This window comes from Mesorhizobium robiniae (assembly GCF_040545535.1).
GTDB classification, from domain to species: domain Bacteria; phylum Pseudomonadota; class Alphaproteobacteria; order Rhizobiales; family Rhizobiaceae; genus Mesorhizobium; species Mesorhizobium robiniae.
In genome coordinates this window covers 111,537-136,513 of record NZ_JBEPMC010000004.1, presented here as the reverse complement: position 1 = coordinate 136,513, position 24,977 = coordinate 111,537, and the positions used below count along the sequence as shown (strand labels likewise).

24 protein-coding genes, 1 tRNA gene and 1 riboswitch are annotated in these 24,977 nt (G+C 62.1%); of the genes, 10 read left to right on the top strand and 15 right to left on the bottom strand.

Annotated features, from left to right (window positions below):
* Positions 1-2: 2 nt before the first annotated feature.
* Positions 3-512 (bottom strand): tyrosine phosphatase family protein, encoded by a 510-nt coding sequence (locus ABID19_RS12540; protein WP_354490874.1) that lies wholly within the window; start codon positions 510-512, stop codon positions 3-5.
* On the bottom strand, positions 509-1,552 hold the full coding sequence (gene cobD / locus ABID19_RS12535; RefSeq protein ID WP_354490872.1) for a threonine-phosphate decarboxylase CobD: 1,044 nt from the start codon (positions 1,550-1,552) through the stop codon (positions 509-511). The genes ABID19_RS12540 and cobD overlap by 4 nt, the downstream gene beginning before the upstream one ends.
* Here cobD and cbiB point away from each other — a divergent pair.
* Complete coding sequence (gene cbiB, locus ABID19_RS12530) at positions 1,551-2,519, top strand: adenosylcobinamide-phosphate synthase CbiB (RefSeq protein ID WP_354490870.1); 969 nt, start codon at positions 1,551-1,553, stop codon at positions 2,517-2,519. The two genes, cobD and cbiB, sit on opposite strands and share 2 nt — an antisense overlap.
* 217 nt (positions 2,520-2,736) lie before the next feature.
* Here cbiB and cobO read toward each other — a convergent pair whose 3' ends face one another.
* The 5 genes from cobO to ABID19_RS12505 form a co-directional block, all read right to left on the bottom strand.
* On the bottom strand, positions 2,737-3,354 hold the full coding sequence (gene cobO, locus ABID19_RS12525) for a cob(I)yrinic acid a,c-diamide adenosyltransferase (RefSeq protein ID WP_354490868.1): 618 nt from the start codon (positions 3,352-3,354) through the stop codon (positions 2,737-2,739).
* Between the two features lies 1 nt (position 3,355).
* Positions 3,356-3,856: a bifunctional adenosylcobinamide kinase/adenosylcobinamide-phosphate guanylyltransferase gene (gene cobU / locus ABID19_RS12520; protein WP_435528725.1), complete on the bottom strand. Its 501-nt coding sequence runs from the start codon at positions 3,854-3,856 to the stop codon at positions 3,356-3,358.
* A 19-nt stretch (positions 3,857-3,875) separates the two neighbouring features.
* The gene (locus tag ABID19_RS12515; RefSeq protein ID WP_352931994.1) at positions 3,876-4,643 is read right to left on the bottom strand and encodes a CbtA family protein; all 768 of its coding nucleotides are present in this window, start codon (positions 4,641-4,643) and stop codon (positions 3,876-3,878) included.
* 15 nt (positions 4,644-4,658) lie between these two features.
* The gene (locus tag ABID19_RS12510) at positions 4,659-4,838 is read right to left on the bottom strand and encodes a CbtB domain-containing protein (RefSeq protein ID WP_091575531.1); all 180 of its coding nucleotides are present in this window, start codon (positions 4,836-4,838) and stop codon (positions 4,659-4,661) included.
* Between the two features lie 37 nt (positions 4,839-4,875).
* Positions 4,876-5,071: riboswitch (cobalamin riboswitch) on the bottom strand.
* 66 nt (positions 5,072-5,137) lie between these two features.
* Positions 5,138-5,830 carry a gamma-glutamylcyclotransferase gene (locus ABID19_RS12505; RefSeq protein ID WP_354490863.1) on the bottom strand — a complete coding sequence of 231 codons (693 nt, stop codon included), beginning with the start codon at positions 5,828-5,830 and terminating at the stop codon, positions 5,138-5,140.
* A 117-nt stretch (positions 5,831-5,947) separates the two neighbouring features.
* Between ABID19_RS12505 and ABID19_RS12500 the strand changes: the two genes are divergently transcribed.
* A complete protein-coding gene (locus ABID19_RS12500) occupies positions 5,948-7,129 on the top strand; it encodes an aromatic ring-hydroxylating oxygenase subunit alpha (protein WP_354490861.1) in 1,182 nt (393 codons plus the stop codon).
* 3 nt (positions 7,130-7,132) lie between these two features.
* Here the strand turns inward: ABID19_RS12500 and ABID19_RS12495 are convergent, their stop codons facing one another.
* Entirely contained in the window at positions 7,133-8,332 is a 1,200-nt protein-coding gene (locus ABID19_RS12495) for an MFS transporter (RefSeq protein WP_354490859.1), read from the bottom strand.
* A gap of 314 nt (positions 8,333-8,646) precedes the next feature.
* On the opposite strand from ABID19_RS12495, the gene ABID19_RS12490 reads away from it, so the two are divergent.
* Both ABID19_RS12490 and ABID19_RS12485 read left to right on the top strand, forming a co-directional pair.
* Positions 8,647-9,642 (top strand): DUF1624 domain-containing protein, encoded by a 996-nt coding sequence (locus tag ABID19_RS12490; RefSeq protein WP_354490857.1) that lies wholly within the window; start codon positions 8,647-8,649, stop codon positions 9,640-9,642.
* Positions 9,639-10,145: a methyltransferase family protein gene (locus ABID19_RS12485; protein ID WP_354490855.1), complete on the top strand. Its 507-nt coding sequence runs from the start codon at positions 9,639-9,641 to the stop codon at positions 10,143-10,145. The genes ABID19_RS12490 and ABID19_RS12485 overlap by 4 nt, the downstream gene beginning before the upstream one ends.
* 3 nt (positions 10,146-10,148) lie before the next feature.
* Here the strand turns inward: ABID19_RS12485 and ABID19_RS12480 are convergent, their stop codons facing one another.
* Positions 10,149-10,535: a MerR family transcriptional regulator gene (locus ABID19_RS12480; RefSeq protein WP_023685221.1), complete on the bottom strand. Its 387-nt coding sequence runs from the start codon at positions 10,533-10,535 to the stop codon at positions 10,149-10,151.
* Between the two features lie 113 nt (positions 10,536-10,648).
* Positions 10,649-12,067, bottom strand: coding sequence for a magnesium transporter (gene mgtE / locus ABID19_RS12475; RefSeq protein WP_352932011.1), 1,419 nt, complete (start codon positions 12,065-12,067; stop codon positions 10,649-10,651).
* A 420-nt stretch (positions 12,068-12,487) separates the two neighbouring features.
* Between mgtE and ABID19_RS12470 the strand changes: the two genes are divergently transcribed.
* The 5 genes from ABID19_RS12470 (at position 12,488) to ABID19_RS12450 (ending at position 17,722) form a co-directional block, all read left to right on the top strand.
* Positions 12,488-13,348 (top strand): MipA/OmpV family protein, encoded by an 861-nt coding sequence (locus ABID19_RS12470; RefSeq protein ID WP_352932013.1) that lies wholly within the window; start codon positions 12,488-12,490, stop codon positions 13,346-13,348.
* A gap of 27 nt (positions 13,349-13,375) precedes the next feature.
* The gene (locus ABID19_RS12465) at positions 13,376-14,140 is read left to right on the top strand and encodes a response regulator transcription factor (RefSeq protein ID WP_354490852.1); all 765 of its coding nucleotides are present in this window, start codon (positions 13,376-13,378) and stop codon (positions 14,138-14,140) included.
* Positions 14,137-15,462: a HAMP domain-containing sensor histidine kinase gene (locus ABID19_RS12460; RefSeq protein WP_354490850.1), complete on the top strand. Its 1,326-nt coding sequence runs from the start codon at positions 14,137-14,139 to the stop codon at positions 15,460-15,462. The genes ABID19_RS12465 and ABID19_RS12460 overlap by 4 nt, the downstream gene beginning before the upstream one ends.
* A 152-nt stretch (positions 15,463-15,614) precedes the next feature.
* A complete protein-coding gene (locus ABID19_RS12455) occupies positions 15,615-16,952 on the top strand; it encodes a glycosyltransferase family 4 protein (protein ID WP_354490848.1) in 1,338 nt (445 codons plus the stop codon).
* On the top strand, positions 16,949-17,722 hold the full coding sequence (locus ABID19_RS12450; RefSeq protein ID WP_354490846.1) for an HAD-IIB family hydrolase: 774 nt from the start codon (positions 16,949-16,951) through the stop codon (positions 17,720-17,722). The genes ABID19_RS12455 and ABID19_RS12450 overlap by 4 nt, the downstream gene beginning before the upstream one ends.
* Positions 17,723-17,762: 40 nt before the next feature.
* Here the strand turns inward: ABID19_RS12450 and ABID19_RS12445 are convergent, their stop codons facing one another.
* Together ABID19_RS12445 and ABID19_RS12440 are read right to left on the bottom strand one after the other, a co-directional pair.
* Positions 17,763-19,469, bottom strand: coding sequence for a GH32 C-terminal domain-containing protein (locus tag ABID19_RS12445; protein ID WP_354490844.1), 1,707 nt, complete (start codon positions 19,467-19,469; stop codon positions 17,763-17,765).
* A 381-nt stretch (positions 19,470-19,850) separates the two neighbouring features.
* Positions 19,851-19,935, bottom strand: a tRNA-Leu gene (locus tag ABID19_RS12440).
* A gap of 304 nt (positions 19,936-20,239) precedes the next feature.
* Between ABID19_RS12440 and lipB the strand changes: the two genes are divergently transcribed.
* Complete coding sequence (lipB, locus tag ABID19_RS12435; protein WP_354490842.1) at positions 20,240-20,983, top strand: lipoyl(octanoyl) transferase LipB; 744 nt, start codon at positions 20,240-20,242, stop codon at positions 20,981-20,983.
* Between the two features lie 371 nt (positions 20,984-21,354).
* Here lipB and ABID19_RS12430 read toward each other — a convergent pair whose 3' ends face one another.
* From ABID19_RS12430 to proS, 3 genes are read right to left on the bottom strand one after another with little or no spacing between them, the layout of a single operon-like run.
* The gene (locus ABID19_RS12430; protein ID WP_174654574.1) at positions 21,355-22,038 is read right to left on the bottom strand and encodes an ABC transporter ATP-binding protein; all 684 of its coding nucleotides are present in this window, start codon (positions 22,036-22,038) and stop codon (positions 21,355-21,357) included.
* Positions 22,035-23,321 (bottom strand): lipoprotein-releasing ABC transporter permease subunit, encoded by a 1,287-nt coding sequence (locus ABID19_RS12425; protein WP_354490840.1) that lies wholly within the window; start codon positions 23,319-23,321, stop codon positions 22,035-22,037. The genes ABID19_RS12430 and ABID19_RS12425 overlap by 4 nt, the downstream gene beginning before the upstream one ends.
* Positions 23,318-24,646 carry a proline--tRNA ligase gene (proS, locus tag ABID19_RS12420; protein WP_354490838.1) on the bottom strand — a complete coding sequence of 443 codons (1,329 nt, stop codon included), beginning with the start codon at positions 24,644-24,646 and terminating at the stop codon, positions 23,318-23,320. The genes ABID19_RS12425 and proS overlap by 4 nt, the downstream gene beginning before the upstream one ends.
* Positions 24,647-24,977 lie beyond the last annotated feature (331 nt).

The following is a 24,977-nucleotide window of genomic DNA, read 5'->3' as shown; positions in this document are numbered from 1 at the left end:
CTCTAGCCGTCGATCTTCAGCGCAAAAGGCGTGCCCTCGAAGGCATCCGCGCCGCGCCCGATCGCCTGGATCGCGTTGGTCATGCGGCCGTTGCGATCGAGCAGCGCGTCGGCGACCGCGATCAGCCGGGGATTGGGTGTCGCCGAGGGTGATAGCGCACGCAGCGTCTCAGCCAATTCGACCTCGTCGCGCTTCGGCGCCAATGCCGCCGCGATGATGTAGGCCGAGGCCGTCGAACGGCTGATGCCGGCATAGCAATGCACGACCAGCGGCCTTAAACGATCCCATCGGCGCGCGAAATCGAGCAGGTCCCGGACATGCTCCTCGCCTGGCATGGTCATGCCATCCTGCGCCACGGCGATGTCGTGCATGACCAGATGCAGATGGTTTTCCCTGGCGATCGAGGCCGGGCGCGTCACCTCGGTACCGGCGGCCAGCAGGGAAAGCAGCCGCTCGGCGCCGGTCCTCGCAACCGTTTCCTCGACCTTCGATAGAGAGCAGACATGGATCATCGTACCTTTTCCTCTATCTGCTGCGCCCACTCGGCAAGAGCCGATTGGAGCCGCTGCCATTCCTCCTCCGGGCCCGGCAGCCCGGCGCGCAGCACATGCGGCCGGCCGGAGAAATGCCGAAGCAGGATGCCGCGCTCGCCAAGCGTCGAAAACAGGCCGGCGGCGTCCGCCAGCCTGATGTAGCGGAACAGCGTGGTGCCGCCGACGACAGGCACGCCGAAGCGGCCGAACAGCGCATCGAGCCGCGCGGCCTCCTCGGTCAAACGGCGCCGCATCTCGACCTGCCAGCCGGTGTCGGCAAGCGCGCGGATACCATATTCGAGCGCCGGTCCGGCCACCGCCCACGGCCCGAATTGCGCGTCCAGCCGTTCGACCGTCAGGGCGTCGGCCAGCGCAAAGCCAAGCCGCAGGCCGGCCAGCCCAAAGAACTTGCCGAAGGAACGCAGCACGACGATGCCGCCTTGCTCGACATCGCCGGCCAGGCTCTCGCCAAGCGGACCGACATCCATGAACGCCTCGTCGACGACCAGCACCCCGCCTTCGGCGCGCAATTTTCCGGCAAGCCCAAGCAGCTTCTCGCGTTCGACGACGCGCCCGTCCGGATTGTTGGGGTTGACGACGATGGCAAGGTCGGCCCCTGCCAGCGCCTCGAAATCATCGACCTCCGTCACCGCATGACCGGCGATCGCCGCTGCCCGGGCATGTTCGGCATAGGTCGGTCCGAGCACCACCGCCTTGCCGGGCCGCACCAGCGAGGCGACGCGCGGCAACAGGATCTGCGTGCCCGGCGCTCCCATCACATTCGCCGCCGACGGCGCGCCATAGGCGCTTGCCGCGATCTCGGCCAGATCACGAACCCGCGCGGCTTCCGGCAATCGCGAAAGGGCGGTGGCGGGCAACTCGAAAAACGGATAGGAGTGCGGATTGATACCGGTCGAGAGGTCGACGAAGGGTTGTGGAGCGTGCGGGAAAAGCGCCCTCGCCCGGCCAAGGCTTCCGCCGTGATCCACCACTGTCGCCGCTCCATCAAGAGACTTCATGTCGATCCTGATCGCTTTCCTGTCACTGGTTATTGAATTCGCCGTGGGCTACCCAGCCTGGCTGTTCGGCGCCATCGGCCATCCCGTCACCTGGTTTGGCAGGCTGATATCCTTTCTCGATACCAGGCTCAACCGCGATACTGATTCCGACGCCCTGCGTCGCCGGCGCGGTGTTCATGCGCTGCTGATCATCGTGCTGGTGCCGGCCGCCATCGCTTTCGCAGTTGAAACCATGCTTGCGGGCATTCCCGCCGGGCTGGTCCTCACGGCAATTCTGGCGACGTCGCTGCTGTCGCAGAAGAGCCTGACCGAGCATGTCGAGGCGGTGGCCGACGGCCTCGACAATGGTGGACTCGATATCGGCCGTGTTGCCGTCTCACGGATCGTCGGCCGCGATCCTAAAAAGCTGGACAGATCAGGCGTCTGCCGCGCGGCGATCGAAAGCCTGGCCGAGAATTTTTCCGACGGCGTCGTTGCTCCCGTCTTCTGGATCGGCGTCGGCGGGCTGGCCGGCGGCGTCGCCTACAAGGCCGCCAACACCGCCGATTCGATGATCGGCCACCGCACCCCGCGCCACGAGGCCTTCGGCCGGGCGGCAGCGCGCTTCGACGATCTGATCAACCTGCCGGCGTCGCGGCTGACCGCACTGCTCATCGTGGGTGCCTCTTTCTTCGTCAAAGACGCCGATGCCGGCAACGCCTGGCGCACCGTGCAGCGCGACGCGAAAAAGCACCGCTCGCCCAATGCCGGTTGGCCGGAAGCAGCGATGGCCGGCGCGCTCGGCCTGGCACTTGCCGGGCCGCGGTCGTATGACGGCGTCATGGTCGACGACGCGTTCATGGGCGAAGGCGGCCGCCGCGATATCGAGAGCGCCGACATCAGGCGAGCGCTGAAACTCTACCGGACGGCCGACCTTCTGCTGATCGCGCTGTTCGGCTTGCTGTCGGTGATCGTCATCGCTGCGTGACGCTTAATCCGGTCGAGATCGGCGAAACAAAAACCTGCCTCAAGGGCAGGTCGCTGGCGCGAATCTGCACCATGAATAAATTCCTAGCATAACTGCCGGCACAAAGCAACTGATTTCGGACCACGACGTGGCCAATCGCTTCAGGTTTGCGCTGCCCCTCATCGCCCTGCCGGGCACTTCTCCCCGTACAGCCCTACCCAGCAAGCGGGCAAACCTCTCAGAACTCTATGCCTTGCTGCGCCTTCACGCCGGCGGAAAAGTGATGCTTGGTCACGCCCATCTCGGTGACGAGATCGGCGGCATCGACCAGCGCCGGCTTGGCGTTGCGGCCGGTGACGACGACATGCAGCCCATCGCGGCGGCCTTTCAGCGCCGCCACCACCTTGTCCAGATCGAGATAGTCGTAGCGCAGCGCGATGTTCAGCTCGTCGAGCACCAGAAGGCTGATCGACGGGTCGGCCATCAGCTCGAGCACCTTGGCCCAGGCGGCTTCGGCGGCAGCGATGTCACGCTGCAGATCTTGCGTCTCCCAGGTAAAACCCTCGCCCATCGTGTGCCAAACGACCCGATCGCCGAAAGCCGCAAAAGCGTCCTTCTCGCCGGTGTGCCATTTGCCCTTGATAAACTGGACGACGCCGACGCGCTTGCCGTAGCCGAGCATCCTCAGCGCCAGCCCGAAGGCGGCGGTGGTCTTGCCCTTGCCTGGACCGGTGTTGACGATCAGCAGCCCCTTCTCGACCGTCTTTGCCGCGACCTCGGCGTCCTGCACTGCCTTGCGCTTGGCCATCTTGGCGCGGTGGCGTTCCTCGTCCTTGGGATCGATAGTATCGGCCATGTCATTTCACCTTGAGCGGCAGCCCCGCCACCATCATCAGCACCGTGTCGGCCACGGCCGCGACCTGCTGGTTGAGCCGGCCGGCGGCGTCGCGAAACCGACGGGCGAGCGCATTATCCGGCACGATGCCCTGGCCGACCTCGTTGGAAACCACGAACCATGGCCCGCGCGGTCGCGACAGCACATCCGCCAGCCCCTGGCATTCGGCCTCGATGTCGTGTTCGGCCAGCATATGGTTGGCCAGCCACAGCGTCAGGCAGTCGATCAGGACAGGCCGGCCGTCAGGCAGCGCCTCGATCGCGCCGATGAGATCGAGCGGCGCGTCGACGGTTGTCCAGCCCCCGCCGCGCCGCGACCGGTGCAGCGCGATGCGCTCGCGCATCTCGTCGTCATAGGCTTGCGCCGTGGCGATATAGGCCCATGGCGCCGGACAGGCCGTCACCAGTCTTTCGGCATGCGCGCTCTTGCCGGAGCGCGCACCGCCGATGACCAGGGTCAGCATCCCGCCAGAAGCAACGCGATCAGGCAAAGCTGTCGCGCAGGCCGGTCGCTGTACCGGTCAAGCGGCCACGCACCACGCCGACGACGGCGCCGAGCACCAGCCAGAACACCAGATTGGTCAGCGTCACCGCCACCACGAACTGGTGGTGCAAGCCTTCCGGAATCGGCGACTCGAAACTGTCGGGCTGCGGCGCGCCGACGATATGCGGCGCCACGATCAACGCCACGGCAAGCAGCGCCAGCGGCAGCGACTTGCGGAAGGCGAGCAAGCCGAGACCGGCGGCCGTCGCCACCACTGTCGCCATCCACCAGATCTGGCGCTGGGTGAGATCGGCGGCCGGCATCGCCGGCAGTTCGGGCGGCAAGCCAAGGTTTGGAGCGAGCGTGAACACGGCGAAGCCGGCCAGGCCCCAGAACAGGCCCTGACGCCAATTGCCAATGCCGCCGGCGAACTCCGAAGCGGCCACCAGGATCAGCGCAAAGCCGATGCCAGTGACGACATTGGCAACCACGTTGAAGGCAAAGCGCTCAAAACCATCGGCCGGCGCCCAGCCGTCGTCTTCTGGAGCGGCAACTTCGGCCGGCGCCGGTGCGGCGCTGGCCATGGCATTGGTATCTGCGGCGGGGACAGCGGCATGGTCATGCGTGTGGCCTCCGCCGGCCTGTTCGTAGACCTCCGCCTTCAGGATCAGCGGCACGGTGGCATAGGCCTGCATGCAGGCGAGGACGACGCCGGCCACAAGCCCTGCGATCGCCGCGATGAACACGACGTTGCGAAACAGTGTCATGATGTCAGCCCCTCGTCAGTGGCAGGGAAACGCCATCGAATGGCGATAATCGTGGGCGGCATTGTGGACCGCATCGATATGCGAGAAGCCGACAAAGCCCATGACGAAAATGCCGAGAAATGCAGCAAGCGCCAGCTGCATGAAGCGCGACTGCGAGGAGACGGAAGCGCCGAGCGAGACGGAAGCGGTATTCATGTCTTGTCCTTTCGCCCTCCACCCGAGGGCATAGAAGTCAGTTCTCCTGTCGCCGGCAGGTCTCCTGGCTCGCGGATCAGCGCCCTTCCCCACCTTCCCGAAGAAACTCTTCAGTGGCATATGGAGAGGACTACCGCACACAGTTGCGGGGGCAGCCACGGCATTGGGCAAGAAATTTACCCTCACCGCATTCCCTCTTGGTCCCTAACGGAACCGACGACAGCTTTGACTATAGGCAGAATCGTCGCGGCCGGCAAACCAAATTCCGCCCGTTACCAGCGTGAATGCGCCATGCGGTCTCAAGGCCTCGAGGCACTGATCCGCTCGGCAACCAGCTGCTGCAGCCGCCACAGATGGCGGTCGTGAATGCCGCGCTCTTCCAGGTTTTTCACCGTGTTGTAGAGGTAGTCGGCGCCTGATCCCCAGTGCCCGCAGGATGTCGAGAGCTTTTCGACCACCTCTTCTTCCCCGAGCGGTCCGGCATAGGTCGTCCCCTTGCGGTTGATGACAAAGGCCAGCGCCTTGAACGGCCCGCTGTCGCTTGCCAGCGAGAGCAGGCGCGGACGATAGCTCGTCGGCTTCAGCGTCACCTCACGCCGAAAAAGCTTGTCGAGCTGCGCCCGGCGATCGCCATCGCTCAGCCGAAAGGCTACACCCTTGCACTGTCCGCCACGGTTCAGCGCCATCATCAGCCCCGGGCTCTGCTTGGTGCCGCGCCAGCGCGTCATGTTCATGCAAAAAGATCTGTGCCAGCCGCGCGCTACGGCGACACGTTCCTCGACGTGGTCGATTTCCGGCTTCCAGATCAATGAGCCATAGCCGAACAACCACAGCGGTTCGGAGGTTGGGAGTTCAGCCTGGAATTCGTCGAGCATTGCGTCATAGTCGCGGTCGTCCAGATGCGCCGCATCCGGATCGGGACCGGCATCCTCGATCTCGCGCCAACAGCGCGCCACCAGTTCGGCTGTTAGCGACATCTGTCGTGCGGCCATGTCCCAATCCCTTTGCTTCCTGCATGATTAGGCATCACGACCGAATCCGGCAATGCTGTCGCCCCAATTGACAAAAGATTTGCCGGGGTGTCGGCTGGCCCATAACAGGAGCCAGCCATGCAACCCAGCCAGAGCGAGCACGATCCCTATAGCGGTTTGACCCGGCTTGAACCGGCACTGCCGTCATCGGCGTACTGGGACGCCGACGTCCATCAGCGCGATCTCGACGCCATCTGGTATCGAAGCTGGCTGCTCGTCTGCCGCGAGGTTGACCTTGCGCAGCCGCTGGCTTTCAGGACATTCCGTGTCGGCACGCAGGAGATCGTCGTGCTGCGCGACGAGACCGGCGAGCTGCGAGCCTTCCACAACACCTGCCGGCATCGCGGCTCGCAGCTCTGCCGGGAGAGCGAGGGACGGTTGAAGGCGCGGCTGATCACCTGTCCCTACCACGCTTGGTCCTATTCGCTGCGCGGCGATCTCGTGCGGGTGCCGTCGAAATCGCTGCCCGAAGGTTTCGACAAGGCCGATCACCCGCTCTATCGCGTAGACCTGTCGGTATGGCGCGGTTTTATCTTCGTCAATCTGGAGGAGGATGCCGCCGGTTCGGCTGAAACATCCTTCGATCCCGCATCCGGCGATCTCGCCAACTGGCCGCTGGAAACGCTGGTGTCGGGCCATGTGCTGCGCAAGGTGATGAACTGCAACTGGAAGATCTTCTGGGAGAACTTCAACGAGTGCCTGCATTGCCCTGGTGTTCACAAGGACCTGTCGCGGCTGGTGCCGATCTATGGCCGCGGCCTGATGGGGCGGCATGACGATCCCGAATGGGCCCGTCACGCCGACAATGATGCGCCGGAGTTTTCCGGTGGCCTGCGGGCCGGAGCCGAGACCTGGTCGCGCGACGGGCGCGTCCACGGCCCAGTCTTTTCCGACCTGACTTCAGCCGAGCGCGCCGCCGGGCAGACCTACGCCACCCATTTGCCGTCGATGTTCATCGTTGGCCATGTCGACTATGTCAGGACCGTGCGGCTGGTGCCGCTCGGCCCGGAGCAGACCGAACTGACCGCCGAATGGCTTTTTTCGCCCGAAGCGCTCGCCGATCCGACGACCGATATCGACAACATCGTCGCCTTCGGCAGGCAGGTGCTGGAGGAAGATGCTGATATCTGCGAGGTCAACCAGAAGGGCCTGCGCTCGATGCGCCACAAGGCCGGGGTGCTGATGCCCGAGGAATATGAACTGCACCGCTTCCACAACTGGGTACGCGAACGCCATTCTGCGCCTATATCCAAACCATGAGCGTCAGAACGATTTCGGCAGATAGCGCCACGTGACATAGCCGCAGGCCGCGGCCAAAACACCGAGCGTGGCGAACACTGAGCCCAGCCCGAAAAACGCCAGAACCACCGAATAGACCAGCGGCGGCGTCAGCTCGGAAAAGTCGAGATAGGTGCGATAGACCGCGGCCATCTGCGCCCGCTCATAGAAGCGCACCGAACGCATGAAGGCGGTCGAGCCCAGCGCATCGAGAGCGATGGCGAAGAACGCGCCGCACAGCAGCAAGGCGCCGGTAAGAAACGGCACGGATTCGCCGACGGCGCCCGCCGCCAACAGCGTGGCCGACATGGCGAAATAGGCTGATGTCATGGTTCGCCGGCCGCCAAAACGTTGTCCTACTTTGCCCCAGAAGATGGCCGTGAACAGCAGCGCATTGCCCGCCGAAACCAGCAGGCCGCCGGCGATCTCGCCCTCGCCCGTGATCACCATGAACAAAGGCCCGTAGACGAAAAACGTCGTCCAGAAGCAGGAGCGACCGAAGGCGATCAGCCAGGCCAGCCTGAGACGCGGCTGCGCGACGAAGCGGCCGATGTTGGCGAGCGGATTGGCCGGCCGCGTCTTGCCCGGGCGGATCGACTGATTGTCGCCGAGCCGGTAGGTCCAGAACAGCGCCAGCAGGACCATGGCGAAAATGGCGACCGCGCCATGCGCGGCATAGATGCCAAAACGCGTGTAGAGGAAAATGCCGAGTGTCGGTCCGCTGGTCCAGGCGAGCATCGACCACGCCATGCGCAGCGATTCGGCCTTCATGAAATCGGTCTTGCGGATGTGGTCCATGATGTAGAGGCTGAGCGTGATTGACAACGCGCTGGCGCCCATCACGCGGCACAGCATGCCCGCCAACTGCCCGGCAAGCGTGTGCGTGAGAAAGAACAGCGAGCCGACGGCAAGCAGGCAGGCACCTGCAGTGTAGACCCAACGGCGGGCAAAGCGCCGGATGAGCATCGGCATGAACAGCGTCACTGACAGGCCGAGCAGCGCCACGACGGTGTAGAGGATCGAGACGATCTGCTCGTTGCGGAGGATTTCGTAGGCCTGAATCGGGATGACGCTCGACACGGTGGCGCGCGCGAAGGATTCGACCGCATAGAGCGAGGCGAAGGTGCGCGCATCCGCCGGCCGCAACGCCGGAAGCCCGATTGGATGGCGCACATGGGTAGCCATTTCTGTTCCCCCCGAAGCAGAATCGCCCAATGCAGGACGTGGGGGCCAAATCTGCCGTGGCCATCCCTGGGCCGGTAACAGGAAACCGACCCGTTCACGGCAAAAAGCGAAGCTGGTCAAAGGCTTTCCGGCGCTGGCCTAACGCGTCGGCCCGAAAATCGGCATCGATCTTCGAAAAAGCACGATGCGTCCAGCTGGACGCACGTCGCTCTAAAGCCGGCACGAACCGGCGCAGAGGCCGTGCGTGGCCGCCTTCTTTTGTCCGGGGCAATCGTGATAGTCGTCGTGCTCTGCTGAATCAGAATTGCGAGACCATGAGCATCGACACGCCCGTTCAGGATCAATCGAAGACGAAGCGCATCATCGCCATCGACGTCGCCCGCGGCATCGCTTTGCTTGCCATGGCGAGCTACCATTTCACCTGGGATCTCGAATTCTTCGGCTACACCGATCCCGGCCTGACCGCCGTCGGCTGGTGGAAATTCTACGCGCGCTGCATCGCTTCGACCTTCCTGTTCCTGGTCGGCGTCAGCCTGTTCCTCGCCCATGGCAAACAGATCCGCTGGAACGGCTTCTGGAAACGCTTCGCCATGGTCGCCGGGGCGGCGCTCGCCATATCGGCCGCCACAAGGTTTGCCACGCCCGACAGCTTCATCTTCTTCGGTATCCTGCACGAGATCGCGCTGGCCAGCCTGCTCGGCCTGGCGTTTCTGCGGCTGCCGGCGCTGCTGACGCTTGTCGTCGCAGCTTTCGTCATCACCGCTCCGCCCTATCTCAGGTCCGGGATCTTCGACCATCCGGCCCTGTGGTGGGTCGGCCTGTCGGCAACCAATCCACGCTCTAACGATTATGTCCCGCTGTTGCCGTGGTTCGGCGCCGTGCTTGCCGGCGTCGCGGCGGCAAAGCTCGCCTCGGCTTCCGGCCTGCTGATGCGGCTGGCGAGCGTCACGCCCGGCCGCTGGACAAATCCGCTGGTCTTTATCGGCCGGCACAGCCTCGCCTTCTATCTGATCCACCAGCCGGTGCTGATCGGCTCGGTCTGGCTGTTTTCGCAGATCATGCCGGCACCGGTCGAAACCAGGCAGGTGACCTTCCTGAAAGAATGCCAGATGTCGTGCGAGCAATCGCGCGACACGGAGTTCTGCTCCAGCTATTGTGTGTGCATGCTCGATACGCTCGAGGGCGAGGCCACGCTTGATCGGCTCTACCGCAACGACCAGGCTGCGGACTGGAAGACGCATCTCGACGAGCTCGCCGGTGCCTGCACTGCCAAGGCCGACAGCACTTTGATGGAGGGAGGAGCACGATGACCGACCATCAGACCAAACCGGGTCAGCCAAAACCAGGGCAGCCGAAACCGGGCCTTATACCGTGGCCGCCGCTGATCTATCTCGCAGCCATCGCCGTCAGCATCGCGCTTGGCTTGCTCTACCCGCTGCCATGGATCGGCGGCCTTTTGGGCGACATCCTGTTCGCTGCCGGCTGCGTGGCATTGTTCGGCGTCGTCGCACTCTGGTTCACGGCAATCCGCGCCATGATCCGGGCAAAGACGACGCTCCACCCAAATGCCGTGCCGGATCATCTGGTCACATCAGGCCCCTTCGCTGTCAGCCGCAACCCGATATATCTGGCCAACACGCTGCTGCTGATCGGCGTGGCGCTTGTCTCGGGGATCGTATGGTTCCTGCCGCTGGCGATCATCGCGGCTTTCCTTACCCAAAAGATGGCGATCGAAGGCGAGGAAAGAGTTCTGACGGCGAAATTCGGCAAGAAATACCGGGATTACGCGAAAAAGGTGCGACGCTGGATTTAAGGTTCAGGTGTTGACGCCGAGCTCCACCAACCGCTCGACGCAGGATTCCTCGGCCTGGTCGAGCTCGGCCAGCGTCTCTTCGAGGTCGCGGCGCTTCTGGCGCAGATCCTCGCGCTTTTCCTCGATGCGCTTGATCATCAGATTGAGTTGACCGACCTCCCCGGGCGGTTCCTTGTACATCTGGATGATTTCGCGGATTTCGTTGATCGAAAAGCCGAGCCTCTTGCCGCGCATGATCTGACGGATGAGATGCCGGTCCGACGGGCGAAACAGCCGCGTGCGGCCGCGCCGCACCGGCTGCACCAGCCCCTCGTCCTCGTAGAAGCGCAGCGTCCGCGTCGAAACGTCGAATTCGCGGGTCAGTTCGGTGATCGAATAATATTCCCGCATCATCACTCCAAAATGCCTAATCGGCCGCGCCGGAATCGGCCGGACCCCGCCAGCGTCGGAACCTCGCATGGCACTTACGTAAAAGTCAATTGTGGGCGTAACCGCGCGTTCGCTCAGCGCACGCCGAACCACCATGTGGCGAGGCCGAGAAAGGCAAAGAAGCCGACAACGTCGGTGACCGTCGTGACGAAAACCGCCGACGCCACCGCCGGGTCGATCTTGAACCGGTCGAGCAGCAGAGGGATCAGGATGCCGGCAAGTGCGGCCACGAACATGTTGATGATCATCGCCGCTGCGATGATGCCGCCCAGGTTGGGATCGCGGAACCAGGCAGCCGCCACGAGGCCGATCAGGATGGCGAAGATGATGCCGTTGATGGAGCCCACGCCCATCTCGCGACGGATGATGCGGCCGGCATTGTAGATGTCGAGATCCTTGGTCGCCAGCGCTCGCACCGTGACCGTCATCGTCTGCGAGCCGGCATTGCCGCCCATGCCGGCCACGATCGGCATCAGTACGGCCAGCGCCACGATATGCTCGATCGTGCGGTCGAACAGACCGATTACCGAAGCCGCCAGGAAAGCCGTCAGCAGATTGACCAGCAGCCACGGAACGCGTGAGCGCGAGGTCGAAAGGATGCTGTCCGACAGTTCTTCGTCGCCGACACCGCCCATGCGCAGCAGATCCTCCTCGGCTTCCTGCTGGATGACGTCGACCACGTCATCGATGGTCAGCACGCCGACCAGCCGGTCGTTCTCGTCGACGACGGCAGCCGACAAAAGGTCATACTGCTCGAATTCCCGCGCGGCCTCTTCCTGGTCCATGGTCGCCGGAATGGCGTGCCTGGTCTCATGCATGACCTCTTCGACCTTGACCGAGCGCTTGGTGCGCAGGATCTGGTCGAGATCGATGGCGCCAAGCAGCTTGAAGCTCGGATCGATGACGAAGATCTGGCTGAAGCGGTCGGGTAGGTTCTGGTCCTCGCGCATGTAGTCGATGGTCTGGCCGATCGTCCAGAACGCCGGCACCGCGACGAACTCGGTCTGCATGCGGCGGCCAGCGGTCTCTTCGGGATAGTCGAGAGAGCGGCGCAGCCTGATCCGCTCGGTGAACGGCAGTTGCGACAGGATCTCGTCCTGGTCTTCCTTTTCGAGATCCTCGAGAATGTAGACCGCGTCGTCGGAATCGAGGTCCTGCACCCCCTGGGCGATCTGCGCGTTGGGCAGACTGTCGACGATATCGCGGCGGATCGCCTCGTCGACCTCGGTCAGCGCGGAAAAATCGAAGTCGGTACCCAACAATTCGACAAGCGCGCGGCGCTGTTCAGGATGAAGCGCCTCGAGCAGATCGCCGAGTTCCGATTGGTGCAGGTCGTCGACTTCACGCTTCAGCGTCAGCGTGTCGCGATCGGCGATCGCAGCGCCGATCTGAGCCAGGAACGAGGACAGAATGGCGCCGTCCTCGCCATAGATGTCGGCGTGGCTGTCTTCAGCGGCTCTGGCGCCGGTCGTCTGTTCGTCCTGGCCTTCCACCAGCGCCTCCCGCCATCAGAATTCCGGAAAAGGTGCCCGTCAGGTCTAGAGCATCGGACCTAAAAGTGGAAACCGGTTTTGGCAGAATCCGATGCCCAAACACAAAGATAGGGCAGTGGAACGATTCCGGCTTGGGAGTCCGCTGCTCCCATGGCGCAACGCACGGAAATATCAGCCGAAAATGCGCCCTGTTCTGTACGAGGCGGAAGCCGATGCGACCGGGTTAGCGGACGGGAGGTCGTTCTTGATCGCCCGAGGCGGGAACGGATCGATCATCTGCCATCATCGTTCTCTCTTAGAAGCGCCAAGATGAAACCACGATTGCGCAACAAAACTTAACATCACTCCACGCATGCGGCCACTTTCATCTGAAATGGTGAGAGCATCGGAGGCATATCGCCTCGCTATACTGGAGCACGCATGTTCGCCAAAATGGATTCTGGAATATTTGCCGGCCGGGCATCTCTTGCAGCAATGGCCATCCTGTTTTCAACGCATCCGGGAATAGCACTTGCCGCCGACGCCATTGCGGTGAATTCGGACGATCTCACCCTTCCACCGCCCGAACCTTCCCGTTTCGCCCGTTTCGAGCAAAAACTGTCCGACTGGCATGTCGTCCTGGGCGGCGGCGCGATCATCGTTCCAAAATACGAGGGCAGCGACGAGTTCAAGGTCATGCCGGTGCCCTTTGTCACGGCGACATTCCGCGACGTGGTGACGATCGATCCGAGAGGCGCCGACATCGCCATCTATGAACAGGACCGGTTCGAGTTCAGTGCGCGGCTTGGTTATGAAATGGGCCGCGATGAAGACGATGCCGACCGTCTGCGCGGGCTGGGAGACATCGGCATGGGTGGAACCGTGGGCGCGAAGGCCACGGTGAATTTCGGCCCGGCTGAAATCTTCGCGCAAGTGGACAAGACCATCGGCGGCAGCGATGGCCTGGTGGGCGAGGTCGGGATCGAGGTCAACCACCCGCTGTCCCAATCATTGATGGTCGGCGCCCGCGCCTCCGCCGTCTTTGCCGACGAAAATCACATGCAGGCCTATTTCGGCGTCACGCCGGAACAATCGGCTCGCTCGGGGCTGGCGCGCTACGATGCCGGCGCCGGATTGAAGCGCGCCGATTTTTCGGTGTCCGCCACATATATGCTCAACCAGAATTGGATGGTGCGCGGCGAAGCGGGAGTCGGCGTTCTCGTCGGTGACGCCGCCGACAGTCCGATCGTCGCCGAAAAGATCCAGCCTTCAGGCATGCTTCTCGTCGGATATCGGTTCTGACCGCCCACACAGGTACCAGTCCAGGCAATGGCAAACGTCGCACGACACCAAGGCGATTTGAACGCCGAGTCCAAATCGACAAGCCAAGTTTGGCATGTCCTCATTGTCGAAGACGATGTCGAAATCGCGCGCATGCTGGGCGAGACGCTCACTGAAAACAGCATGATCGTGGAAATAGCCGAGAGTGGCATCCGGATGGACGCCGCGCTTCGCAAGCAGAAATTCGATCTCATCGTGCTCGATGTCATGCTCCCCGGCGAAAACGGCCTCAGCATCTGCCGCCGTCTTCGCGCCCACACGAACGTTCCGATCCTGATGCTGACCGCGCTTGGCGAAGAAATCGACCGTATCTTCGGGCTGGAGATCGGCGCTGACGACTACATGACGAAACCATTCAGCGCGCGCGAGCTGACGGCCAGGATACGAGCGTTGCTGCGCCGCACCGCCAGCGCTCCCGAAGAGCGGGATCGCTCGAGGGTGCTTCGCTTCAACGGCTGGCGGCTCGATCCGGTACGCCGGCAATTGCATGATCCGAGCAATGCGCGGGTTTCAACCACGATGCATGAATTCGACCTGTTGCTTGCGTTCTGCCGCAATGCCGGCCGGGTTCTCTCACGCGAGGAACTGCTCGGCGTAACCCATGCCGGGCTTGCCGGCCCGATCGAGCGAAGCGTCGATGTCCATATCAGCCGGATCCGCCAGAAGATCGAAAAGGATGCACGCGATCCGGTGCTTCTCAAGACTGTTCGGCTGGGCGGCTACATCTTCACCGCGACGGTGGAGGAAGCATGAGGAATTTCATCCGCCGTAGCCTGCCGCAGTCAGTGCGTGGGCAACTCGCGGCAATCATTTTCGTCGCGGTGATTGTGATCATGTCTACCGGATCGGTCGTCGAAAGGTTTACCAGGAATATCGACCTGCCCGTTATTGACGACAGTCTCCTGCGCGCCACCGTGATTGCAGGCCTGTTGCGCGAAGCACCAGCGGAGGCTCGTGACGAGATTCTGGCAGCGACGGCTCGTGCGGGCCTGGATTTCAAGATATTTTCGAAAGAACAGATCGACGGTATTCCATATTCTTATGCGCAGTGGCGAAACGTCGAACGGTTTCTCGGGTTCGGGAAGAGGCCGATTGAGGGACGGTGGGTGACTGTCGATGGTCGATCCGCGTTTGTCATTGGCCTGGATCAGCAGACCATCCTGGCTCACCTCGGAGTACCCGATGCCTTACTGACATCAGACCTCATCCGTTCCTTGTTCTACAAGTTTATGGCCTTCATCGCCTTGCCGACCTTGATCTGGTTCTTTGCGGTATGGGCCGTGACGGAGCCATTGAAACGCATCTCGGCGGCCGTCGGCTCGGCCGAGATCGAGAATGGCGACGAGCTTTTCGTCGAACGCGGCTCTATCGAGATGGCCGGGCTGGCGCGCGCGCTGAACAGGATGCGAACACGCATCCGGACGATGATCGAAAACCGCACGCGCATGTTGCGCAGCGTCAGCCACGATCTGCGCACACCCTTGACGCGACTGCGCCTTCGCGCCGAGCGCATGGATGATGGGCTCATCCGAACCGCGATGCTGTCCGATATCCAGCATATTGACGATCTGATCGACGAGACCTTGACCTATCTGCGCAACGATGTCTCGACGGAGAAGCTGCAGCGTGTCGACATTGCCAGCGTGCTGCAAACCGTCTGCGCCGAATTTTCGGATGTCGGGTTTCCGGTCTCATATTCCGGGCCGGATCGGCTTCTGGGCTGGTGCAAACCCAACGCGTTGGCGCGGGCGATCACAAATCTGTGCGACAACGGGGTCAGGTTCGCCGGTAACGTCACCGTCGCGTTGACGCAGACCGATACAGCGGCGCGCATCGAGGTCGTTGACGATGGGCCGGGCATTCCGACACCCGCGCGCGCCCGTGTCTTCGAACCGTTCTTCAAGGAGGACACATCGCGCGGCGGTACGTCGAAGCATGGCTTCGGTCTGGGCCTCTCGATCGTTGCGGACATCATCCAGGGCCACGGCGGCAAGATCGAATTGCAGGACAACCAGCCAACCGGACTCGTCGTTACCGTCGATCTGCCGAATGGACCAAGTGTCCAGCCGTCATAGACGGTCCGCACCGAGAGGACACGATGCGTTGGAGCAGGGCGGCAAATCGGGTCTCTCAACATTTGCCGATGAAGGCTGGGTTCCCTATATAGTTGAACCTGCGCTTGCTTCGACCGCGGGCGTGCGGAGATCAATCGTAGAGAAGGATAGAGATGCCGAACGACAACTCGGATGCGGCGATACCTAGAATTGCACTCATTTCAACCCACGGCTACGTTGCAGCCAACCCGCCACTTGGTGCGGCCGATACCGGCGGACAGGTGGTCTATGTCCTGGAACTGGCCAAAAAACTGGCCCAGCTGGGCTATGCCGTCGATATCTGGACACGACGATTTGAAGACCAACCTCCTGTCGATGAAGTGGCCGATGGGGTTCGTGTTCTGCGTGTCGCCTGTGGCGGACCCGATTTCATTCCGAAGGAATACCTCCATCGCCACCTGCTCGAGTGGTGTGAAAACGCGCTGCGCCTAATCCGCAGGGAAAACCTCTCCTACGACTTCATCAACAGTCACTACTGGGACGCGGGCGTCGCGGGGCAACGACTCTCGGAAGCGCTCACCATCCCGCACATCCATACGCCGCATTCCCTTGGCATATGGAAGCAGCGTCAGATGAAGACGGATTACCCTGATAAGGCCGATACATTCGAAGCCGAATTCAATTTCACCGAGCGCATAAAGCACGAGACGATCATCTATCGAAGCTGCGCCATGGTGATTGCAACAACGCCGCCGCAGGTCGATATGCTGGTCGAGGACTACAGCGTCGACCGTGACCGCGTGCACATGATCCCACCCGGTTACGACGACAACCGGTTCTTCCCCGTCAGCGAGGCGTCTCGCCGCATGATCCGCCACCGGCTCGGCTTCGAGGGCCGAACGATCCTGGCGCTCGGCCGGCTCGCCACCAACAAGGGCTACGACCTGCTGATCGACGCGTTTTCCGTAGTGGCGCCGCGTGTGCCGGATGCGGTCCTGAGGCTCGCGGTCGGCGGCGAGAACATGGACGAGCAAGAACAAAAAATCCTGAACCAGCTCAAGGAACAGGTTGAACAGCTAGGCTTGCAGGATCGTGTCGTCTTTTCAGGCTATGTTGCCGACGAGGATCTGGCCGACACCTATCGGGCGGCGGATATGTTCGTCCTGTCGAGCCGCTACGAGCCGTTCGGCATGACCGCGATCGAGGCCATGGCCTGCGGGACGCCCACCGTGGTTACGATCCATGGCGGCCTCTATCGCGGCATCAGTTATGGCCGGCACGCGCTCTTCGGCGATCCGTTCGACAAGGAAGATCTGGGCATCACGATCGTCAAGCCGATGAAGCACCCGCGCCTCTACGGCCGACTGGGTCGCATGGGTGCGCACAAGGCGCGCAGCCTGTTCACCTGGACAGGTATCGCGCAGCAGCTGGTCAGCCTCGTCGAGGGACGTCCGGTGCTGAAGGCGGTCGACGACCATGATTGGGACGAGCCGTGGAACGACGGCGATTGAGACCGATCGCACTTTTGTCGAGTGATCTCGACGGCACCCTCACAGGCGATGCGCCGGCGACGGCGCGCTTTCGTTCCAAATGGGAAGCGCTCGACCCCGCGCATCGGCCGGTTCTCGTCTACAACAGCGGTCGTCTGGCCGACGACATTTTGAACTTCGTCGACGACGTCGGCCTGCCAACGCCGGACTACGTGATCGGGGGTGTCGGCACGATGCTCTCCGGCCCGCGGCACAGCTCGCGCCCCGCAAAGCTTACCGATTTGGCGCACTTTACCCAGAGGTTTTCGGAAGGCTGGTCCCTTGAAAAGGTCGATGCGGTGCTCGGATCGCTTAAAGACACCGTCCGGCAACCCGACGGTTACCAACACGCCTTCAAATCGAGCTGGTACCTGCATGACGCAAGTCCGGACGCCCTAGCCGATATCGAGCGTGCGCTGATCGAAGCCGGCCTGTCGGTGACGATGGTCTATTCGAGCGGACGCGATCTCGACATACTGCCGCGCTCAGCCGACAAGGGACAGGCGCTGACCTGGCTCTGCAATGAACTCGGCATCGGCCTCGATGAGGTGGTCGTCGCCGGCGATACCAACAATGATCGCAGTATGTTCGAGCTGCCGGATGCGCGGGGGATTGTCGTCGCCAACGCGCTTCCCGAACTGCTCGACATGGCTCGGGACAACCCGCTGATTTACAGCGCTAAGGAACAGTTCGCGCTTGGTGTCGTCGAGGGTCTCGTTCACTGGTCGGTGTTTGAGAACGCCCAATCCTGAGCTGGAAGTCCAATCCTGAACTGGAAATAGTATCTCGTTGTCACGGTTTGAGCGCCCATACCGTCGCGTGTAGAACGGCGCCCGGTTCGGCGATAAGACGTGCGGATTGTACCGGCTCAAAACCGTTGATCCGTTTCGTGCCAGCCCAACGACCGCGATCCGCGAAGACCTCGATCGATCCGTAGTCGAGGAATATCCGCAGCCGTTTTGGGCGGGCTCCCTTGGCGATATAGTGAGGGCCCGCGCCGCCGTCTTCATGGCGAATGGCAAGCCCCTCCTCATCGCCCACAACTTCGAGGCGGACAGTTGGATGTTCGAGCTTCAGGTGGAAATGGGCACCCGGCTTTTCCAACTCGAACAGGATTTCGACGGCGCCGTTGATAAAGCTCACCTGCTCTCCGGCTGCAAGGCGTGTTCGGTCCAGAATATGGCTCCGCAGGCTCTCGGCAGCCCCGATGGGCGGGGTATACAGCTCGCCGGCAGACAGACGGATATTGCGAGGCAGCGTCATGGCCGTGGGGAAATCGATCGCCGGGCCAGTATCGGCCCAGTTGGCGAGCCAGCCCACGCCGACGATAGCATCGCCATCGACGAAGGCCTGGAAGGCGTAGTTGTCCGTCCCGAAGTCCAGTTCCTGTTCGAATTCCTTGGCAAAGGTCTGGCCATCGAACCAGCCCACGATGGCCATTGTCAGGTTCTTGCGCCGGGTGGACTGGTCCTCGCTGTTCATCAGCCCGAGGATTAGAACCCATCGCGTCGCGGGATCGGTCGCAGGGCCGTCGAGCGGCAGCAGACAGGGACATTCGATCGCCGTCGTCCGATAGTGTTTCTCGACCAGAAGCTTGCCGATATAGGTCCAGCCGGTGGCGGCCGTATGGTCATGGGTTTCGTAGAGCAGGACGACGCCACCCTCATCGCTCTGGCTGCCCAGCAGCATTTTCCAGCGGCCATCCGGTCCCTTGAATACGTATGGATCGCGAAAATCCGCTGTCAGTCCCTGGTCAAGCGGGCGGTAGGGCAGGACGACATCCGCATTTCCCGCCGTGATCAGGTCGCTGGAAGTGGCGGTGAGTTGGATTTGCTGTTCTGGGATACGGTCCTGCACCTGCTCGGTGAAAAAGACGCGAATGCCCGGACCATCGGCAAGCGGAATGGCCGAGCCGGAATACGCACCGCCCCGTTTGTCGGGCCTTGCGGTAAGATCTTCCGATGGGAATAGGAAGATAGGCATGTGGCGCCATCGCAAATAATCCGAAGATACGGCGTGCCCCCAATGCATCGTATTCCACCGAAGCCCATGGGAATAATGCTGATAAAAGAGATGTGGGCGGCCTTCGAACCGGCCAAATCCGTTTGGATCGTTCATCCAGCCGAACGGCGGACGAAAATGATAGCTGTCGGGGATGTTCGGCGGGGCATTTCCCGGATTGGTGTGGAGAACTGTAATACCTGTCTCCAGCACATCGGCCAGTGCGAACCAGTAGGCAACCGATACCGAGGTTTGATCCGTGTCGTAATCCAGTTCGACGCTGCCACCGCCAAAGACGTGAAAAATTCTGAATTCATACTCTTCGGCGTTCGTAACGCTGACCTCGCCGAACTTGCCACGGACATTGGAAAAAGACAGTGAGCCCGGAACGTCCGGCTTGGTCGCTTTAAGCCAGATATGGAACGTGGCGTTGACTGGCAGGTCGGCATGCAGGCTTCGAATGGTGTTCCCCGCAATCCTTACCTGGCTGTCACTCATGAAGATGGCTCCGTTCTGTGCGGCGTTCCCGGACAGATAGAGTATCAAACCCGGTTATCGAACTGGAAATGTGTCGCAGGAGGTTAAAACTGGATTTTCACTTTGGCAAAGCCATTCCCCGGATCGACGGTCTTCGACGTCAATCGCCGCCAGCGTCGGTCTCAGCTCCTTGGCGCAAGGCAGGGTTCTCGGTGGTCCGCTTCGCGGCACAGGTCGGTCTTCGAAGCATCCGGCATTGAGGCGGGGCAAACCAGGGCGCGGCATTCCGCGCCCAACCATCTGCAGCTTCGCGCAGTGTTTCAGTTCGCACAAACAGTCTTGGGAAGAGCTGCGGGGAAACAGAAAATTGCGCAATAAAAAAAGCAGCTTATTGGGTAAAGCTGGTGCGGTCGAGAAGACTCGAACTTCCACGGGTTGCCCCACAGCGACCTCAACGCTGCGCGTCTACCAATTCCGCCACGACCGCACGTGGTAGGAGCCGAAACGAACCGGCTCGCGGCGTGTAGCAAATCGTCTCCGGCGAAACAAGGGCGCGTCGTGCATTAATTGCCCCAGGATTCGGCATTAGCCTGCAAAGGGTTGGAACGTGTTCGGAACTGGACGTTTCAGCCGATTGCCGCCATATGTGAGGCCAATGCATGTCGCCCAAAAACATGCCCTCGGGCTTGAACCGAAGGTGCGCAGCGGTTTGGGACGACGATATGCATAAAACAAAATTTAAAGCGCGCCCACGGTTCCTTCAAACGCGGCCGCTTTAGACGAGATACGCCATGACACAACGCAGCCAGATCGCCACGTCGTTCCTGCCCCTGCCCGGTTCGGCGCCGGTCGAATGGCGGATCGAACCTGGCTTCACCGCCTATCCGGATGCGCTTGCCGTAATGGAGGCGCGTGCCGAAGCGATCCGAAGCGGCGCCGCCGGCGAGATGGTCTGGCTGGTCGAGCATCCGCCGCTCTACACTGCCGGCACCAGCGCCCGTATCGAGGACCTGATCGAGCCCGACCGTTTCCCGGTATTCGCCGCCGGGCGCGGCGGCGAGTACACCTATCATGGGCCAGGCCAGCGGGTCGCTTATGTGATGCTCGACCTGAAGCGTCGGCGCGAGGATGTCCGCGCCTTCGTCGCCGCACTTGAACAATGGATCATCGGCACGCTTGCCGCCTTCAACGTGCGCGGCGAACGGCGCGAGGACCGCGTCGGCGTCTGGGTGGTGCGGCCGGATCGCCCCACCCTGGCAGACGGATCGCCGGCCGAGGACAAGATCGCCGCCATCGGCATCAGATTGAGACGCTGGGTGAGCTTTCACGGCATCGCCATCAATGTCGAGCCCGATCTCAGCCATTTCAGCGGCATCGTGCCGTGCGGCGTGCAGGAACACGGCGTCACCAGTCTCGTCGACCTCGGACTTCCCCTGGGGATGGCCGACCTCGATCTCGCGCTGAAATCCGCTTTCGAGGATGTCTTCGGACCCGCCGCACCCCTGCTTGCCGAAACGGTCCGCAAGGCCGGCTGACAAAGCAGCGCTGAACCAATGAGTTCCGGCGCCGCACCTCACCCGTGAAGAACGGGAGGTCAGGGTTTGAGCCGCGCCCTTCAGCGCTGCCTTACATCGCTCCGATCCAGATCGCCATGGAAATGAGAAACGTGCTCATGCACACCAGTGACACGACATCCTGAACAAGACCGGTCATAACTCTCTCCTGTTTTCAGTATGTTCGTATTTTGTTCTGATTTTGTTCGAATGTCAACGACCGCAATCCTAGTGTGCCGCGAAATTCCGGACGCTCAGTTCGGCACGGTTAAGGAAAGGTTTATGGGCAAATATCGGCCGTTCGCACGGCGAACGCCCGTGAAAAGAACATCAGGACATGCCGGACGGCGCGCTTAGAGCGGAACAACCTTGCCGTCGGCCAGCGTGACGCGACGGTCCATGCGCGAGGCAAGCTCGTGATTGTGGGTGGCGATCAGTGCCGCCAGGCCCGATTGCCGGACCAGCGCTCCCAATGCCTCGAACACATAGGAGGCGGTGACCGGGTCGAGGTTGCCGGTCGGCTCGTCGGCCAGCAGCACCAGCGGCGCATTGGCGACGGCGCGCGCGATGGCGACGCGCTGCTGCTCGCCGCCGGATAGTTCGGAGGGGCGGTGCTGCGCGCGCTTGCCGATCTGCATATAGTCGAGCAGTTGCGCCGACCGCTCGGCGGCCTCCTTGCGCGTCAGCCCTTTTATCAGTTGCGGCATCATGATGTTTTCCAGCGCCGTGAACTCCGGCAGCAAGTGATGGAACTGATATACGAAGCCGACATCATTGCGCCGGATCGCCGTGCGCTCGTCGTCGGAAAGCCGCCCGCAGGCGCGGCCGGCCAGAATGACATCGCCGGCGTCCGGCCGTTCCAGCAGTCCGGCAGTGTGCAGCAGCGTCGATTTGCCGGTGCCCGAAGGCGCCACCAGCGCCACGATCTCGCCACGCTTCAGCGAAAAATCGGCGCCGTTGAGGATCGTGAGCTTGCGCGGCCCCTGGACATAGTGCCGTTCGACACTCTTCAGCTCGATAATGGCCTCGGCCATCATTCGTACCTCAGCGCTTCGACCGGATCGAGCCTGGCCGCGCGCCATGCCGGAAACAGCGTCGCCAGGAACGACAGCACCAGCGCCATGAGCACCACCGAGATCGTCTCGCTGGCGTCCATGCGGGCAGGCAGCTGGCTCAGGAAATAGAGCTCGGGATTGAACAGCCTCTCGCCGGCAAGCCAGGAGAAGAACTGGCGGATTCGCTCGACGTTCAGGCAGATGACGACGCCGAGCAGCACGCCGGCGATGGTGCCAACCACGCCGATCGCCGCGCCAGTCATCAGGAAGATGCGCAGGATCGCGCCGCGCGTGGCGCCCATGGTGCGCAGGATGGCGATATCGTGGCCCTTGTCCTTCACCAGCATGATCAGGCCCGAAATGATGTTGAGCGCCGCCACCAGCACGATCAGCGTCAGGATCATGAACATCACATTGCGCTCCACTTGCAGCGCATCGAAAAATGTCCTGTTGCGTTCTCGCCAGTCAACCATGGTGATCGGCCGCTGCGACGCCTCCTCGATCTTCGGCTTCAGCGCGTCGACATTGTCGGGATTGTCGACATAGAGCTCGATCGTCTGGGCCCTTCCGTCCATGTTGAAATAGAGCTGCGCTTCCGAAAACGGCATGTAGACGATGGAGCTGTCATACTCCGACATGCCGACCTCGAAGATCGCCGTAACCGGATAGCCCTTCATGCGCGGCGTCGTGCCGAGCGGGGTGACATCGCCATCGGGCGCGATCAGCGTGATGGTGTCGCCGAGCACAAGACCGAGATTCTCGGCCATGCGGCTGCCGATGGCGACGCCCTCGCTTGTGTCGAAGCCGGCGATCGAGCCCTGCTTGATGTTGTCGGCGACGATAGAAATCTTGCCCAGATCCTCGCCGCGTATGCCGCGCACCAGCGCCCCTGAGCCGCCGCCGACATTGCCTTGCGCCAGCACCTGCCCGTCGATCAGGGGAATGGCGTATTTGACGCCAGGCACGCCGTTGATGCGGTCGGCAACCTGCGCGTAGTCCTCCAGCGGCATGTCGAGCGGCTGCACAATCAGATGGCCGTTGACGCCAAGAATGCGCGTCAGGAGTTCGGCGCGAAACCCGTTCATGACGGCCATCACCACGATCAGCGTGGCGACGCCCAGCATGATCCCGAGAAAGGAGATCGAGGCGATGACGGAAATCACCGTCTCCTTGCGGCGCGAGCGCAGATAGCGCCACGCGACCATGCGTTCGAAGACGGAAAAGGGTCCGGCGGCCAGGGGTTTCGCTACTGCGGCTTCGCTCATGCGGCAGAACCGAAACGCTTCTTCACGTCTGCGATCGGCAGCGTCTCACGCTCACCGGTCCTGCGGTTCTTGATTTCAATCTCGCCGGCTGCCACGCCGCGCGGCCCGACGATCACCTGCCACGGCAGGCCGATCAGGTCGGCGGTGGCGAATTTGCCGCCCGGCCGCTGGTCGGTGTCGTCGTAGAGCACGTCCTTGCCGGCGGCGACAAACGCTGCATGGAGTTCATCGCAGACGCGGTCGCAGTCGGCGTCGCCGGCCTTCATGTTGATCAGGCCAATGTCGAAAGGCGCCACCGCCTCCGGCCAGATGATGCCGTTGTCGTCATGGCTGGCCTCGATGATCGCCGCAACCAGTCGCGACGGGCCGATGCCGTAGGATCCCCCGGAAGCAAAATGATCCTTGCCGTCGGGCCCGGTTACCTTGGCGCCCATCGGTTTCGAATATTTGTCGCCGAAATGGAAGATGTGGCCGACCTCTATGCCGCGCGCCGAGACACGGTCGCTCGTCGCAACCTTCTCCCACGCCGCCTCGTCGTGCATCTCGTCGGTCGCGGCATAGGGCGTCGTCCATGTCTTGACGATATCGCCGATCGCGGCATCGTTGGAGAAGTCCGTGTCCGCCCCCGGCACATCAAGCGCGAGATAGTCGCGATGGCAATAGACCTGGCTCTCGCCGGTGTCGGCCAGGATGATGAATTCGTGGCTGAGGTCGCCGCCGATCGGCCCGGTGTCGGCACGCATCGGGATTGCCTGCAGCCCCATGCGCGTGAACGTCCTGAGATAGGACACGAACATCCTGTTATAGGCCGCCCTGGCGGCTTCGAAGTCGAGATCGAAGGAATAGGCGTCCTTCATCAGGAACTCACGCGAACGCATGACGCCGAATCGCGGCCGCACCTCGTCGCGGAATTTCCACTGGATGTGATAGAGGTTGAGCGGCAGATCCTTGTACGACTTCACATAGGCGCGGAAAATCTCGGTGACCATCTCCTCGTTGGTGGGCCCATAGAGCATGTCCCGATCTTGCCGGTCCTTGATGCGCAGCATCTCCTTGCCGTAATCGTCATAACGGCCGCTTTCGCGCCACAGCTCGGCCGACTGGATGGTCGGCATCAGGATCTCGAGCGCGCCGGCACGGTTCTGCTCCTCGCGAATGATCCGGCAGACCTTGTCCAGCACCCTTTTGCCGAGCGGCAGCCAGGAAAAACTGCCTTGCCCCTGTTGGCGGATCATGCCGGCGCGTAGCATCAGCCGGTGCGAGACGATTTCGGCCTCGCGCGGATTTTCTTTGAGGATAGGCAGGAAATAGCGCGACAAACGCATGGACTGGTCCGTGAGAGAGAGTTGCCGCACCGGAATCGGCGCAGCGCTGGCTTGCTTGCCCCGGCTTCATAGCCATTTCATGACCGAATGGAAACCCGCCCCCTAGGGCGCCCATTGGGGCGCCGCAAAGGTGCCGCAGTGCCGCATCCGACTTGCTGGTCGTTTCGCAAGCAACGCCTGCCATACTATTGTGCAGTGCAGCACGAGATTGCCTATTTCCAGGCAAAATTCTGCGTGACATTTTAACCCGCCTTGGTCTAATGTGCCCCGATAACCGAGAGGGCGGAAAAAAATCTGCCCTCCTACGCGGTCAAAGTCTTGGGAGGATGCG